General features: G+C 64.1%; 13 protein-coding genes. 7 read left to right on the plus strand and 6 right to left on the minus strand.

Going from position 1 to position 14,537, the window contains the following annotated elements:
• Positions 1–119 precede the first annotated feature (119 nt).
• Positions 120–1,052: an MBL fold metallo-hydrolase gene (locus tag LDO41_RS29035; protein ID WP_223994570.1), complete on the plus strand. Its 933-nt coding sequence runs from the start codon at positions 120–122 to the stop codon at positions 1,050–1,052.
• Between the two features lie 51 nt (positions 1,053–1,103).
• Positions 1,104–2,600 (plus strand): MFS transporter, encoded by a 1,497-nt coding sequence (locus tag LDO41_RS29040; RefSeq protein WP_377743787.1) that lies wholly within the window; start codon positions 1,104–1,106, stop codon positions 2,598–2,600.
• Between the two features lie 12 nt (positions 2,601–2,612).
• Here LDO41_RS29040 and LDO41_RS29045 read toward each other — a convergent pair whose 3' ends face one another.
• The 5 genes from LDO41_RS29045 to LDO41_RS29065 are packed head-to-tail and all read right to left on the minus strand — an operon-like array spanning position 2,613 to position 7,653.
• Positions 2,613–3,581: a tripartite tricarboxylate transporter substrate binding protein gene (locus tag LDO41_RS29045; RefSeq protein ID WP_223994574.1), complete on the minus strand. Its 969-nt coding sequence runs from the start codon at positions 3,579–3,581 to the stop codon at positions 2,613–2,615.
• 44 nt (positions 3,582–3,625) lie between these two features.
• On the minus strand, positions 3,626–4,513 hold the full coding sequence (locus LDO41_RS29050; RefSeq protein ID WP_223994576.1) for an amidohydrolase family protein: 888 nt from the start codon (positions 4,511–4,513) through the stop codon (positions 3,626–3,628).
• The gene (locus tag LDO41_RS29055; RefSeq protein ID WP_223994578.1) at positions 4,506–5,711 is read right to left on the minus strand and encodes a CaiB/BaiF CoA transferase family protein; all 1,206 of its coding nucleotides are present in this window, start codon (positions 5,709–5,711) and stop codon (positions 4,506–4,508) included. The genes LDO41_RS29050 and LDO41_RS29055 overlap by 8 nt, the downstream gene beginning before the upstream one ends.
• Before the next feature lie 23 nt (positions 5,712–5,734).
• Positions 5,735–6,733 (minus strand): tripartite tricarboxylate transporter substrate binding protein, encoded by a 999-nt coding sequence (locus tag LDO41_RS29060; RefSeq protein WP_223994580.1) that lies wholly within the window; start codon positions 6,731–6,733, stop codon positions 5,735–5,737.
• A gap of 41 nt (positions 6,734–6,774) precedes the next feature.
• Positions 6,775–7,653 carry an HpcH/HpaI aldolase/citrate lyase family protein gene (locus LDO41_RS29065; protein WP_223994581.1) on the minus strand — a complete coding sequence of 293 codons (879 nt, stop codon included), beginning with the start codon at positions 7,651–7,653 and terminating at the stop codon, positions 6,775–6,777.
• A 106-nt stretch (positions 7,654–7,759) separates the two neighbouring features.
• Here LDO41_RS29065 and LDO41_RS29070 point away from each other — a divergent pair, with 106 nt between their 5' ends.
• Genes LDO41_RS29070 through LDO41_RS29090 form a run of 5 tightly spaced genes read left to right on the plus strand, consistent with a single transcriptional unit; the run spans position 7,760 to position 12,695 of the window.
• The gene (locus LDO41_RS29070) at positions 7,760–8,641 is read left to right on the plus strand and encodes a LysR family transcriptional regulator (RefSeq protein ID WP_223994583.1); all 882 of its coding nucleotides are present in this window, start codon (positions 7,760–7,762) and stop codon (positions 8,639–8,641) included.
• 11 nt (positions 8,642–8,652) lie between these two features.
• Positions 8,653–9,597 carry a LysR family transcriptional regulator gene (locus LDO41_RS29075; RefSeq protein WP_223994585.1) on the plus strand — a complete coding sequence of 315 codons (945 nt, stop codon included), beginning with the start codon at positions 8,653–8,655 and terminating at the stop codon, positions 9,595–9,597.
• A gap of 57 nt (positions 9,598–9,654) precedes the next feature.
• Positions 9,655–10,620: a Bug family tripartite tricarboxylate transporter substrate binding protein gene (locus tag LDO41_RS29080; protein ID WP_223994587.1), complete on the plus strand. Its 966-nt coding sequence runs from the start codon at positions 9,655–9,657 to the stop codon at positions 10,618–10,620.
• Positions 10,621–10,668: 48 nt separating this feature from the next.
• Entirely contained in the window at positions 10,669–11,904 is a 1,236-nt protein-coding gene (locus LDO41_RS29085; RefSeq protein WP_223994589.1) for a CaiB/BaiF CoA transferase family protein, read from the plus strand.
• The gene (locus tag LDO41_RS29090) at positions 11,901–12,695 is read left to right on the plus strand and encodes an enoyl-CoA hydratase/isomerase family protein (protein ID WP_223994591.1); all 795 of its coding nucleotides are present in this window, start codon (positions 11,901–11,903) and stop codon (positions 12,693–12,695) included. Before LDO41_RS29085 ends, LDO41_RS29090 begins: the two co-directional genes overlap by 4 nt.
• A 62-nt stretch (positions 12,696–12,757) precedes the next feature.
• On the opposite strand, the gene LDO41_RS29095 is transcribed toward LDO41_RS29090, so the two are convergent.
• Positions 12,758–14,386: a hypothetical protein gene (locus LDO41_RS29095; RefSeq protein ID WP_223994593.1), complete on the minus strand. Its 1,629-nt coding sequence runs from the start codon at positions 14,384–14,386 to the stop codon at positions 12,758–12,760.
• Between the last annotated feature and the right edge of the window lie 151 nt (positions 14,387–14,537).

Here is a 14,537-nt window from a genome sequence, read left to right on the forward strand (position 1 = left end):
TGTCGCTTCTGGGACAACGTGTTGCGTCCCTTCGCACGCCTACTGGTCCGCGCTTCGCCTTCATACACTCTGTCATACGCCCAGTGCGTCTTCCCCACACATGACAGGACTTATCAAAGATGAGCGCAACCACCCGCAATACGCAGCCGGTCACGACCCCCATTGGCAAGGAAGCCGCTGGCGAGCTCGTGTCGTCCCGCTACGCCGTTCGCATCGGTGATGTCGACGTCGTGCTGATCAGCGATGGCATTCTGCCGCTGCCGACCTCCACCATGTCCACCAATGTCAGCGAACCGGATCGCAACGAATGGTTCGATGGCCGCTTTCTGCAACGTGACATGTTCGACTGGGCGCTGAATATCGCACTCGTGCGCAGCGGCGACCGTCTGATCCTGATCGACTCGGGCGTGGGCGACGGCTTCGAATATTTCACGCGCGCCGGTCGCTCGGTGATGCGTCTGGAATCGGCTGGCATCGACCTCGGCGCGATCACCGATATCGTGATTACGCATATGCATATGGACCACGTTGGCGGGCTCAACGTCAATGGCGTCAAAGCCAAGCTACGCCCGGACGTGCGCATTCACGTGGCGGCCGCCGAGGTCGAATTCTGGAAGAATCCGGACTTCAGCCAGACCGTCATGCCAGAAACCGTGCCGCCCGCGCTGCGCAAGGCCGCCGATACATTCGCAAAGCTATATAGCGAAAACATCGTGCAGTTCGATCAAACGGTGAACGTCGCACCGGGCGTATCGGCCCGCGTGACGGGTGGACACACGCCGGGCCACTGCGTGGTGGACGTGGCATCGAAGGGTGAGAAGCTGACGTTCGTTGGCGACGCGATCTTCGAAGTCGGCTTCGACCATCCGGAATGGCAGAATGGCTTCGAGCATGAGCCGGAAGTGGCGACGGACGTGCGCATCGCGCTGCTCAACGAAGCCGCCGAAACCGGCTCGCTGCTGGCCGCCGCGCACGTCGCGTTCCCGTCGATCGGTCATATCGCAAAGAACGGAGACGCGTACCGCTTCGTGCCGGTACAGTGGGACTACTGATCGATTGCATTGAAGTTTGTCAGCAGCGCAAAAGTTGGCCACAATCGGAATGTGGCCACCCCCGATTTTCGCGTGAGCAATCCTGACACGACACACACTGCCGCATCGCAGGCCTGCCCCTGCGATGCGCTCGTCATTCGCGCGCAACCCACCGTGGTGGATCGCCCGTGCCGGCGCAAGCCGTACGCGCTCGCTGCGACGATTCTTGGCTCGAGCATGGCGTTTATCGACGGTTCCGTCGTCAATGTCGCGCTGCCTGCCATGCAAAGCGAGTTTGGCGCAAGCGTTGCCGCCATGCAGTGGATCGTCAACGCCTATCTGCTGTTTCTCGGGTCACTGGTACTGGTGGGCGGAGCCATGGGCGACAAGCTCGGCCGGCGCACCGTCTTTATCGCCGGCATCGTGGTGTTTACGCTGGCGTCGATCGCGTGCGGGCTCGCGCCCAACGAGGGCGCGCTGATTGCCGCGCGCGCGGCGCAGGGCTTTGGCGCGGCGTTCTTCGTGCCCAGTAGTCTCGCGATCATCGGCGCCATCTATGAGGGCGCAGCGCGTGGGCGGGCCATTGGCACCTGGTCCGCGGTCGGGGCCATCACCCTGGCGGTGGGACCCGTGGCCGGTGGCTGGCTGGTCGATACATTCTCGTGGCGCGCGATATTTCTACTCAACGTGCCGCTGGCGGTGGCGACGATCGCGCTGGCGATATGGGCCGTTCCGAATAGCCACAAGCTCGATGCATCCCAACGACTGGACTGGCCCGGCGCGATCAGTGCGACAGCGGGGCTCGCCGCCCTCGCCTATGGCCTGACCGAAGCGTCGTCGCGCGGCTTTGCCGATCCGCTCGTACTCGGCACGCTTGGTGCCGGCGTGCTCGTGCTGGCCCTGTTCGTGAGAATCGAGGCCAACAGCCCTTTCCCCATGATGCCGCTCGACGTGTTTCACTCGCGCGACTTCACGGGCGCCAATCTTGTGACCCTGCTGCTCTACTTCGGTCTGAGCGGCGCGCTGTTCTTCCTGCCCTACACCCTGATCCGCGCCCATGCCTATACCGCGACAGAGGCAGGCGCGGCGCTGCTGCCGTTGCCGGTCATCATGGGTGCGCTGTCGCGCTACACCGGCGGCTTATCCAGTCGCTTCGGCGCGCGGGTGCTGTTGAGTGCCGGACCATGCGTGGCTGGCCTCGGTTTCCTGATGCTCGCACTGCCATTCGTACACGGCGGCTATTGGACCGCCTTCTTCCCCGCACTGGCCGTGCTCGGCCTCGGCATGACGATCACCGTCGCACCTTTGACGACGACGGTGATGGAGTCGGTACCGGTCGACCACGCAGGCATTGCGTCCGGCATCAACAACGCGGTGGCGCGCGTGGCGGGACTGCTGGCCATTGCGGTGCTCGGCATCGTGTTCGTGCGGACCCATCAAGCCGCGCTATCTACGCAGAACGATGCCCTTGCCATCGCCGATGCCCTGCGCGCCGTCGCGCTGGTGTGCGCCGTGTGCGCGTTTGCGGGCGGTGGTCTTGCGCTGGCGACCATCCGGCGCCGCCAGTAGCAACGTCCTGAATCATTCCACGCGGATATTGCGCGCCTTGACGAGCTCATGCCACCGCGCCGATTCGGTCTGCAGAAACGCCTTGAACGCCTGGGGCGTGTTGCCGACGGGATCGAGCCCCGCCTGCTGCAGCTTGGCCTTCACGGCGGGGTCCGCCACTGCCTGCTGTACGGCATTGGCGATGGCCTGCACCCGGTCCGGCGGGGTGCCCTTCGGCAGAAATACGGCGTTCCACTCGAGCACCTCGTAGTTGGGCATGCCGCTCTCGGCCATGGTCGGCGTATTGGGTAAGGCGCCGACGCGATGCTTCGAGGTGACGGCCAGCGCGCGCAGTTTGCCTCCGGTCACGTATTGCAGCGTGGACGCCGAATTCCCGAAATACGTGGCCACCTGCCCGCCCATGACGTCCGTCAGCGCCGGCGCGCCGCCCTTGTAGGGCACATGCAGCAATTCGATCTTTGCCTGATCGTCGAACATCTCGGCCGCGAGATGCGAGCCGGTGCCCGCCCCTGCGGACGCGAAGGTGAGCTTGCCGGGCGCCTTCTTTGCCGCGGCAATCAGATCGGCAACCGTCTTGTATGGTGCGTTCGTGGCCACCACGAGGATCTGCGGCGCCGTCGCCACCAGCGAGACCGGAATGAAATCGCTGACCGGATTGAAAGGCAGCTTGCGTAGCGCGGCATTGACCGCAAAGGCCGATGCGTCGTAGAGCACCGTATAGCCGTCGGCCGGGGCCTTGGCCACGACATCCGCGCCGATCACACCGCCCGCGCCGGGCTTGTTATCGATGACGATCGTCGTGTTGAGAAGCTCGCCCATTTTCTGGGCCACGATACGCGCGGTGTTGTCGGCACCGCCGCCGGCCGAGTACGGCACGACCATGCGGATCGGTTTGTCCGGGAACGCGGCCATTGCGAGTGCCGGCGTGATGGCGGCGAGGATCGCCATGGCATTGCCAAGGCGTTGCAGGTATGTCTTCATGTCGTGTTGTCTCCGTGAGTCTTTTGTCTTGCTCGCCCGCCGGCTCAATCGTTGGCGAATCCGTACAACCGGGCGGGGTTGTCCACCAGAATTCGGTGCCGGACGGCATCATCGCCCGTCCAATGCGTGAGCAGGTCGAATAGCAGCGAATCGTCCGGCTTGTGATCGGGCTCCGTGAAGTGCGGCCAGTCGCTGCCCCACACGAGCCGCTCCGGTGCCGCGCGCACCCATGCCCTGGCAACGGGATCGATATCGGCATACCGCCCCGCCTCGCCGACGATCGAGTCCAGATACGCGCCGGACAGCTTGAGCCAGCTGTTGCCGCGCGCGAGCAGTTCGGACACCAGCGCGAATGCAGGATGTGCGATACCGCCAGGCAATGGCAGGCGCGCCATATGGTCAAACACGAGTGGCGTGGGCAGCCGCAGCAGCAGATCGCGATGCGCGACGAACTGATCCGCGGTCCAGTGCAATTGCAGGTGCCAACCCAGCTCGGCGATGCGACGCGCGAGCGTTTCCACCATATCGAAACCCACTGCCGCGTTCGCGTGTGTATATAGCGAGAAGCGAACGCCGCGAATGCCACCGGCATCCAGCTTCTGCAACGTGTCGTCGGTGACATCGGGGTGCAGTACAGCGATGCCGCGCGTAGTGGTCGCACCGAGTTGCGCGATGGCATCGAGCGTGGCGCTGTTATCGGTACCGTAGGTCCTCGGCTGCACGATCACCGCACGACGCGTACCGAGCAACGCCTGCACGCGCCGGTAGTCCGCTACCGTGGCATGCTCGACCGTCGGTGCGATCGCCTGGAAGCGTGGATCGTAGATATGCAGATGCGCGTCGCAGGCATGGGCAGGCGTCGTGCTGCGCGGCACCGTGTCCGCCGCGCTGTTTGGCACACGCAGCACCGGTGCAGCGCGCGCCTCAGACATCGTGCTTCATCCTGTCCGCGGCTTCGCGCACGAGTTCGCCGTGCTGATCCAGCGTGGGCGCGGCGAACGGATCGGGCCCCGGCGTCCGGCCAAACTTGATCGGGCGCGTAAAGCCGCGGTAGCGGCCGACAACCGGATGCTCGAACGTCGCGATCATCTCCTCGGCCGTCACCTGCGGGAAGTCGAACATGTCTTCGACACTGCGCGCCGCCGCACAGGGGACCGCTTCGCCAAAGATGGTCTCCCATTCCATGGCCGAGCGCTCGCGCAACGCCGCATGCAGTGCGGGCACGATCTCGTCGTGATGCTGGGCACGCTTGCGCACCGAATCGTAGCGATCGGTCTTGAGCAAATGCGCCAGGCCGGTTCTCTCGCACAATGCCTGCCAGAAGTGCGGCGTATTGGCGGAGATGTAGATATACCCTTCACGCGTCGGATGAATGCCGGTGATCCCGCCCGAACGCATATCGCGCCCGACTTCACGCGGCTCCGCATCGGCCCAGATCATACGGGCCGACTGCATCGTCAGTGCCGCGCGCAGCAGCGACACGCCGACGTATTGACCTTGTCCGCTCTTCTCACGCTCATAGAGGGCGGAGGCGACGGCACCGGAGACCAGCGATGCGGCGTAGTAGTCCACGATCGAGCCATACAGAATCTCCGGCGGCCCCTCCTTCTTGCCCTGCAGCGTACACATGCCGGTCATGGTCTGCAGCACCTGATCGTAGCCGGCCTTGTCCTTGAGCGGACCGGTTTCGCCATAGCCGCTCACAGCGCAGTAAATCAGGCGCGGATTGGATTGGCTCAGCTGTTCGTAAGCGATGCCGAGCCGTCCGGGCACGCTGGGCCGGAAGTTATGCACCAGCACGTCGGCCTGGTTCGCGAGTGCACGCAGGCGCTCGAGGTCTTCGGGCTGCTTCAGATCCAGCACCACGCCAAGCTTGCTACGATTGACGCCCAGAAAGGCCCGACTCTCCGTCTCCAGCGTCGAGGGATACTTGCGCAGATTGTCACCAGCGGGCGGCTCCACCTTGATGACGATGGCCCCCTGATCGGCCAGCAGCGAACAGCCATAAGGCCCTGCGATATAGGCGCTCAGATCCAGCACCTTGACCCCGCTGAGCGGGCCGGTGCTGCCCGTACGCGCGGCGCCAAAAGCGTGTTCGCCGGTGGTGGCTTTGGTGGCGTTGGTATCCATGCAATGCTCCTGAATCAATCTCGTCAATCGGCAACGATGTTCTGCTGCTTCGCCAGCGCCTTCCATCGGCCCACATCGGTGGCAATCGTTTCGGCGAACTGTTTCGGCGTCACGGGCCTGGCCTCTGCGCCCTCTTTGAGAATCGCGTTCTTGATCGCCGGCTTATCCAGCGCGTGGTTCACGGCAGCGTTGAGTTGCGCCACGATGGCCGGCGGCGTGCCCGCCGGCGCGAGGAAACCCCACCAGAGTTCGAACTCGTAGCCTGGGACCGCGTTCGCCATCGGCGTCAGGTCCGGCGCAATCGGGCTCGGCTTGGCGCTGGTGATGCCCACGGCCCGCACTTTCCCCGCACGCACCATCGGCAGCAGCGAGGGGCCGCTCGAGATCAGCAACTGCGTCTGATTGCCGATCAGATCGGTAATGGCGGGACCCATGCCCTTGTACGGCACGTGCTGGATCTGCAGCTTGCCGGCCTTCGCCTTGAGCAGCTCGGTGCCGAACTCGTTGACGCTGCCCGGGCCGGATGACGCGTAGTTGTACTTGCCGGGATTCTTACGGATCAGATCGATCAGTTCCTGCGGGGTCTTCGCGGGCAACTCATTGCTCACCGCCACGATAAACGGGCCCTGCGCCACCATGGCCACCGGCGCGAAGCTCTTCACCGCGTCGTAGGTCAGCTTGGTCTGGACCGCGGCATTCGTCGTCATGCTCGATGACACGGCCACGAGCGTATAACCATCCGGCGCCGCCTTCGCGGCCATCGAGGTACCGGTGTTGCCGCTCGCGCCAGGACGGTTATCGATGATCACCGGCTGCTTCAGCTCCTCGCCAATCTCCTTGGCCACGATGCGCGCGAAGATATCGTTGGAGCCGCCGGGCGGGTACGGCACGATGATCGTGATGGGCTTCGACGGATAGGCGCTGTCGGCAGCCAGCGCCGGCAGGCTCAGCGTGGCGGCCGCGGTCGCGCACGCAAGGTACGCGAGGAATGCAATGGGGTGGCGCGACGGAATGGTCGTCATGATGTTGTCTCCGAATGTATTTTTATAGGTGCGGTACAGAATCAGGCGGCAATCAATCCAAGCCGCCTGCCAATCTCGACGATCGCCTGTGCGCGTTGCACGAACGGCGGATCGATCATCTTGCCGTCTACGACGTAAGCACCGATGCCCTCGGCCTCTGCCCGCGCGGCTGCATCGACAACGCGCAGCGCATGCGCGATTTCCTCGTCGGAGGGGCGATAGACATCATTGGCCAGCGCGATCTGCGTCGGGTGAATGCAGCTCTTGCCGAGGAAGCCCATCTGACGGGAAATTTCCGCTTCCGCGCGAAAGCCTTCCGTGTCACGGATATTCGCGAAAACCGTGTCGTACGCGTAGACGTTGCCTTCCGCGGCGGCCATCCTCACCGCGAACATCGCAGCGGTAATCGCCGCCAGATTGCGTCGATGGATACCAGCCGGCTCGAACAGGTCGCCCAGGCCGAGCTGCAGACCGGCCACGCGCGGATGTGCCGTGGCCAGTTCCGCGGCTCGGCGCAATGCCACCGGCGATTCGATATTCAGCAGCAGTCGGACCTTCTCGTCCTTGTCGGTAAAGCCATTGGCGCGCTCGGCCCGCTCGATGGCATCGGCCACGCGTCGTACATCGTCGGCGCTCTCTGGCTTCGGCAGATTGATGACATCCAGTCCGGGCACGACCACCGCGGCGATATCTGCCTCGAAATGCGGGGTACTCAAGCCATTGACGCGCACGATCAGCGTCTTGGCGGAGGTCTGCGCCAGATCGGAGCGCAGCATTTCCGATATCAGTTTGCGCGCCTCGGCCTTGCGGTCCTCCGCCACGGCGTCCTCGAGGTCGAAGGACAGCGCATCCGCCTCGCTGGCGAATGCCTTGGGAAAGAACTCGGGCCGCGAACCGGGAACGAACAACTTGCTTCTCATGCCAACACCCCCTCACAGTGGATAGCGGGGAGTTTGCCCAATCCGATCAACAAGATAAACTATACTTTCCTACCTTCACACCATAGAGATTCTATGGAAACCGCTTATGGAAACCGCTTACCTCCGTGCTTTCGCGCTTGTGGTTGAAACTGGCACGTTGGCAGAGGCCGCGAGACGCCTCAATGTCACGCCCGCGGCCATTTCCCAGCAAATTCAGGTATTGGAGCGGCAGCTCGGTACAACACTGCTCGGTCGCGCAGGCCGTACGGTAGCGCCGACGGAGTCCGGAAGACGTCTGGCGGAGCGCAGTGTGTTGCTGCTGCGTGAGGTAGATGAACTGCGTAGCTGGATCAATCAGGCCGAGGAAATGCATGAGCTACGCATCGGCACGATCAATACCGCGCTGCACAGCCTGTTGCCCGATGCGCTGTCGCGCTTTACCAATGCGCATCCGGACGTGTCTGTCCATATCCGGTCGGCGTTGTCGGGAGAGCTGTTTGAAGCAGTCAAGCAGCTGGAACTCGATGCCGCGGTTTGCCTGCATCCGCCGTTTGCCCTGCCCAAGACATTCGCTTGGGAGTTGCTACGGCAGGAACCGCTGGTGGTGCTGGCCAGAGCCCGGGACCGGCAGATGGATCCGCATGAGTTGCTCCGAACCAAACCGCTGATTCGTTACGATCGAAGTCTCGGCGGCGGCAAGCAGGCCGATGACTACATGCGCAAGAACGGCATCACGCCCGCGCTGGAACGCTTCGAGCTAAGCTCGTTGCTCGCCATTGCGATGATGGTGGATCGCGGGCTTGGCGTATCGCTGATTCCGGATATCGCCTCGCCGCTGACGACCCGGCTACAGGTAGCCAAGCTGCCGCTGCCGATCCCCTCGGAACCCCGTCGGTTTGGCGTACTGTGGCGACGCGCATCGCCATGCGCGGGCCTGATCAAGTCGTTCCTCGAACATGCCCGCGCTGCGGCTCAACTATCTCTGTGATCTCCACATCGATGACGTCATCCAACCTTGCTCGCGCCTCGCGGCTTCATTTTGATCTGACCACGGTGCAGCTGTTTATCGCCGTGGCCGATATGGGCAGCATTACCCGTGGCGCGGAGCGGCTGCATCTGGCGCCGGCGGCCGCCTCCCGCCGCATCCTGGAGCTGGAATCCCAATTGGGCGTGTCGTTGTTCGAGCGACTCCCACATGGGATGGCGGTTACCGAAGCCGGCGGCGCGCTGCTTGCCCACGCACGCGGCATCAGCCATACCGTGCAGCGCATGCAGGACGATGCGGCCTCGTATGTGGGCGGCGTGCTCGGTGTGGTGCGGATCGCCGCGCCGAAGTCCGCGGTCATTCAGTTTCTGCCGTCGGACATCCAGCGGTGCGCAGTGGAATGTCCGGGCATTCGCATCGATCTGCAGGAGATGAACAGCGAAGAGGTTCAGCAATCGCTGCGTCGTGGCATGGCCGATCTGGGCATCTACGACGGCAATCTAGGTGTGGTGGACCTTCCCACCGCGCCCTATCGGTCCGACCGGCTCTCGCTGGTAGTCGCCCGCGACCATGCCCTCGCACGCCGCAAGCGGGTTACGCAGGACGATGTCTTCAATTGCGACCTGATCGTGCTCAGCGCGAGCTCGGCCATTTCGATCATGCTGGAACGCCTTGCCGCCGAAGCGGGAAGAACGCCGCACATGCGGATGCGCGTGCAGGGCTTCGATAGCATCGCCGCGCTGGTCTCGGAGAATCTGGGCGCGGGCGTGATGCCGGAAGCCATCGCGCAAAAAGTCGCCGCGGGCACCCGCTTCGTCCGGATACCGATCGCCGAGCCGTGGGCAGACCGGCGCTTCGTCCTGTGCCACCGGCCCCATGGCGAGCTGTCTTCGGCCGCCCATGCGGTTCTCCGGGTGCTTGCGCAAAAGGCGAAACCAGACTCCCCCAAACAGCGATAGCCTTCCGCCGGCGCTGCGAACATCATGGTCTCCATAACAAGTACTACGGAGACAGTAATGCAACGCAGACAGTTCATTCTCGGGGCGGCGGCCGGGTTGGCGGTTCCCTCCCTCGTGTGGGCGGCCGATATGGCGGGCCCCGTGCGAATCCTGGTCGGGTTCGCGCCCGGCGGCGGCACCGACGTGCTGGCCCGTGTACTGGGCAACAAGCTCACGCAGATGTGGAACACCAGTGTGGTGGTCGAGAACAAGCCGGGGGCATCGGGCTCGATCGCCGCCGGTTATGTCGCCAAGCAGCCGCCCGACGGCACGACCCTGCTGATGGCGCACGTCAACAGCCATGCCATCGCGCCCGCGATGCTGGACCTCAAGTACAACCCGCGCGCCGACTTCTCCCCGATCGCGATGGTCGGCGTCACGCCCAATATGCTGACCTGCCGCGCCGAACAGAAAGTACGGACGGTCGCTGAAGTCGTGGCGCTCTGCAAACAGAAGCCCGGCAAGGTCTCTTTTGGTTCTTCCGGCATCGGCTCGTCGCAGCATCTGGCGCTCGAACTGTTCCGCATGCAGGCCAAGATCGATGTGGTCCATGTCCCCTACAAGGGATCTGGCCCGCTGGTGGCCGATCTGCTCGGTGGTCAGATCGACTATGCGTTCGATACGATGACCGCCGCCACGCCATTTATCCAGCAGGAGAAGGTCGTCGCCATCGCGCAGACGCGGCTGAAGCGCGCTGCCGCCTATCCGAACGTACCGACGCTCGCCGAGTCCGGATTTCCGGGTCTCGATGCCGCGTCCTGGTATGGGCTCGTTGGCCCCAAAGGCATGTCCCCCGCGCTGGTCGCGCGCATGAATGCCGACGTCAACCGCGCGTTGGCAATGCCCGATGTGGTCGAGCGGCTCAAGAGTTTTGGCGCAGAGGACTACGGTGGCTCCAGCCAGCAATTCGGCGACTTCATCGCCTCGGAAGCCACCAAATGGGCCAAGGTCGTGAAGGACGCCAACGTGAAGGCGGAAATCTAACGACCGCTCAACGCGCTACCCACCAGACAATCTCAGCAGGATACGACGATGACCGATGCGCACGACTCTCAGGCACCGCGCAGTGCCAACCCATTGCCCCTGGCTGGCGTACGCGTTCTGGATGTGACGCAGGTCATGGCTGGCCCCTACGCCTGCATGCTGCTGGCGGACCTTGGCGCCGACGTGATCAAGATCGAACCGCCCAAGGGCGGCGACCAGACGCGCGGTGCCATGGGCTTCAAGATGAAAGGCCCGGACAGCATGGGCTTTCTGAACATGAACCGCAACAAGCGCAGCATCACGCTGGACCTCAAGACGGCATCCGCGCGCGAGGTCTTCCTGCGGCTCGCCAAAACCGCTGACATCCTGGTCGAGAACTACCGCCCGGGCGTGATGAAACGGCTGGGAATCGACTACGAAACGCTCCGCGAGATCAATCCCAAACTGGTCTATTGCAGCATCTCGGGCTTTGGCCAAACCGGCCCGTGGGCCACGCGCCCCGGCTTCGACCTGATGGCGCAGGCCATGTCAGGCATCATGAGCGTTACGGGGTATCCCGACGGACCGCCGGTGAAGGCAGGCGTACCGGTGGCCGATATCGGCTGCGCGCTGTTCTCGATCTACGGCATGCTCTCCGCTTACATCGGCGCGAAGGAAACCGGCAAGGGCCAGTACGTCGACGCGTCGCTGTTCGACTCCGCGCTCGCGTTCTCGATCTGGGATACCTCGGAATACTGGGGCACCGGTCGCGAGCCGGAGCCGCTGGGCACGTCCAATCGCATGAGCGCCCCGTATCAGGCGGTCAAGGCTGGTGACGGGTACTTCGTGATGGGCGCGACGAATCAGAAGCTGTTCACACTGCTGTGCAATACGCTCGGCCGACAGGATCTGCTCGCGGACGAACGCTTCGGCACGGTGGCATTGCGTCTGGCCAACCGGAACGAACTGATCGCCGCGCTCGAGGAAAGCTTCGCTGCCGATAGCTGTGACAATTGGATCGAGCGTCTGCTGGAGGCTGGCATTCCAGCCGGACCGATCCTGACGTATCCTCAGGCGTTTGACAGCGAGCATGGCCGGCATCGTCAGATGCGCATCGAGATCGATCATCCGATCGAAGGCAAGGTGCCCAATATCGGCTTCGCCGTCAAAATGGGTGGTACCCCGCAACAGGTACGCCGTCACCCACCGCTGTTGGGCGAGCATACGGCAGAGGTACTGGACGAGCTCGGACTCTCGAAGGACGAACAGGAGTCGCTGGCCAAAGCCGGCGCATTTGGCGAATGACAGAAGGTTCTGCACAGGGACAGGTCGTCCTCTCCAGACAGGGGGCGGTCGCATTCATCACCATCGATCGGCCGGCCGCACGCAATGCGATGACGTGGGGCATGTACGAGCAACTGGCTGCGCACTGCCGCCTGCTGGCGGCCGCGACCAACGATGCGCCGCGGGTCGTGGTGCTGCGCGGCGCCGGCGGCGAGGCCTTTGTCGCGGGCAGCGACATCGCGCAGTTCCAGCAGTTCTCGGGCGGCGACGACGGCATTGCCTATGAAGCGCGGATCGACGAGGGCATTCGGTTGATCGAACAGCTGCCGATGCCAACGCTCGCCGTCGTCGACGGCTGGGCCGTTGGTGGCGGACTCGCGATCGCGACCGCTTGCGACTTCCGCGTGGCCACCCCGAAGGCGCGCTTTGGCGTGCCCATCGCCAAGACGCTGGGGAATACGCTGTCGGCCGAGAACCTCGCCAAACTGCGCGCGGCGTGGGGGCTGCAGCCGGTACGGCGCATGCTCCTGCTGGCACAGATTCTGGATGCGGACAGCGCGTTGGCGTGCGGCTTTCTTCATGGCGTGTACGTGCCAGAGGAAATCGATGCACAGGTCGCCGTGCTCTGCGACCAGCTCGGCGCGCTGGCGCCGGTCACGCAACGGGTCGTCAAGGAAGCGCTGCGCCGACAGACCGTCGAAGCCGTGGCCGACACCGACGACCTCGTGCGGGCGTGCTACGCCAGCGAGGACTTCCGGGAAGGCGTCGATGCATTTGTGAATCGACGCCCGCCTGCCTGGAACGGACGGTAAAAGTAAAACAGCCCGCTTCAGAAAGAAGCGGGCTGTTTGGGTACTACGTCGTTACGACAACCTTACTGCGGACGGTTCACCGAAATATCGAAGAACAGCGATGCCGGGTCCAGGCTGATCAGCACCCCGACGCCGGTATTGCCGAGCACCAGCGAGATACCCTCGCGTGCCGTCGTGTCCGACGACTTCCCGCGATAGCGCAGGCCCGGTGTGGGCGAGTTCTGCGTCCACGCGTCGATACGGCCGTCGCTGGCGCGCTTGCGCGTGTAGGTGCCCGTGGCGGCATCGACCGACTGGATCGTCGTCGACGCAATGTCCATGACCACCGACAGGTTCGGCATGAATGTCGCATCCCAGTAGCTATTCGTCGAGCCGACGACCGGCAGCGGACGGGCAACCTGCTTGGATGCGATGACGATGCCGGTCTCGCGGGTGATGACAGCGGTGTACAGACCGTCGGTGCCCTTGAATACCGCTACGGCTTCCGTGCCGCTCGTGTCGGTCAGCGTGAACGCACCGTTCGACGTTGCCGCCAGCGTGGGCAGGTCAGCAGGCTCCCAAGGCGTGCAGCTATTTACGCCCGTGCAGTCGGCGCCCGCCGTGAACTTGCCGTCGGCGGCCAGCGTGAACGTGAGGCGCGTCGGCGCGAACACCTCCGACGTGTTATCGCGCTCGTAGCCCACCGCATTCCAGGTGCCCGCCAGTTCCGCAAGCGAAATCTGTTGTGCGGGGATCAGCAGGCCAGGCAGCAGCAGGCTGCCACCGGGGTTCGAGACGTTGCGTACCAGCGCAATGCCCGACTTCGACACCATCACGTCATTGACGGTCGAGTTGGCATTGGTGGTGAAGCGGCAGGCCTGGCCGCCCAACGGCGTGAACGGCAACTGTGCAATGGCGTTGCCGCTGGAGTCTAGCGCGGTCAGCGTGGAGGCAGCGGCATCGAACGAGGACAGTGTCTGGCTGCCCTGGCCGATCGCCCAATACTTGCCCGTGCGCAGACCCGCGCAGCTGTCCGAAGCCGGCTGGAGGATCGTCTGGATGGCGGCCGCACCGGCGTTGTTGCCAACGGCCGAGGACAGATCCGCCAGCGAGGTCTTGGCCTTGGTCAGGCCAGCGCCCAGTTGGTCGAGCAGCTTGTCGAGCGCATTGCCGGCGTTGGCGCCATTGGCAGCTACCAGCGTGCCCTTGATCGCGTCCACGCCCGTCAGGTCGAACAGGCCGAGCAGCAGTTGACGTACCGTGCCATTGGCATCGGTCAGGTTGGCAGCCGTCAGGCGCGCCTGTGCGTTGGCGTCGAACTGCGCGAAGAATGCGTTGGTGTCGCCCTTGGCCAAAGCGGCAGTGATCAGCTCAGTCAGCGGCGTGATGTTGGCCACCACCGCCGTGCCCGTGCCAGCCTCGATGACCGAATGCAGGACGGTGCCGTCCGGCGCGCTGACGCTCAGCACACAAGGGCGCTGGAGGTTGGCGATATTGATGGTGAAGGTGCCGTCCGCCGCTGTTGTGGCGGTACCACTACCCGATGCGCACTTGGCCTGCACCGTAGCGTTGGCGATCGCCGCACCGACTGCCGCGGTACCGCTGATCTTCGTGGTCGGCGCGGCTGCCGCCGGCGCGCTATCCCCGCCGCCACCGCCGCAAGCGGTCAGCACGGCGGCCATCAGGCCCGTCAAAAGGAGCTTCGATTTCATCCCTGTCGTCTCTTCTAAGGTGGCTTCTTCGGCCGCCCGCCGGGTGACCGACCCCTGGCCCCCTTGTATTTATGCGCGAGCGGAACTGCCACGGCGTGGGATGCCAGTGGCAGGCGGCGTAAAGTTTGGCCTCAAGGGGTTACGGCAGCTA

Source organism: Cupriavidus pampae, assembly GCF_914271485.1.
Classification (GTDB): domain Bacteria; phylum Pseudomonadota; class Gammaproteobacteria; order Burkholderiales; family Burkholderiaceae; genus Cupriavidus; species Cupriavidus pampae.

Bases quoted from the DNA above. Each gene is read 5' to 3' on its own strand.
- LDO41_RS29045 (WP_223994574.1), bottom strand. From the start codon at position 3,581: ATGAAGACATACCTGCAACGCCTTGGCAATGCCATGGCGATCCTCGCC.
- LDO41_RS29065 (WP_223994581.1), bottom strand. From the start codon at position 7,653: ATGAGAAGCAAGTTGTTCGTTCCCGGTTCGCGGCCCGAGTTCTTTCCC.
- LDO41_RS29095 (WP_223994593.1), bottom strand. From the start codon at position 14,386: ATGAAATCGAAGCTCCTTTTGACGGGCCTGATGGCCGCCGTGCTGACC.
- LDO41_RS29055 (WP_223994578.1), bottom strand. From the start codon at position 5,711: ATGGATACCAACGCCACCAAAGCCACCACCGGCGAACACGCTTTTGGC.
- LDO41_RS29075 (WP_223994585.1), top strand. From the start codon at position 8,653: ATGACGTCATCCAACCTTGCTCGCGCCTCGCGGCTTCATTTTGATCTG.
- LDO41_RS29050 (WP_223994576.1), bottom strand. From the start codon at position 4,513: ATGTCTGAGGCGCGCGCTGCACCGGTGCTGCGTGTGCCAAACAGCGCG.
- LDO41_RS29085 (WP_223994589.1), top strand. From the start codon at position 10,669: ATGACCGATGCGCACGACTCTCAGGCACCGCGCAGTGCCAACCCATTG.
- LDO41_RS29060 (WP_223994580.1), bottom strand. From the start codon at position 6,733: ATGACGACCATTCCGTCGCGCCACCCCATTGCATTCCTCGCGTACCTT.
- LDO41_RS29070 (WP_223994583.1), top strand. From the start codon at position 7,760: ATGGAAACCGCTTACCTCCGTGCTTTCGCGCTTGTGGTTGAAACTGGC.
- LDO41_RS29035 (WP_223994570.1), top strand. From the start codon at position 120: ATGAGCGCAACCACCCGCAATACGCAGCCGGTCACGACCCCCATTGGC.
- LDO41_RS29090 (WP_223994591.1), top strand. From the start codon at position 11,901: ATGACAGAAGGTTCTGCACAGGGACAGGTCGTCCTCTCCAGACAGGGG.
- LDO41_RS29080 (WP_223994587.1), top strand. From the start codon at position 9,655: ATGCAACGCAGACAGTTCATTCTCGGGGCGGCGGCCGGGTTGGCGGTT.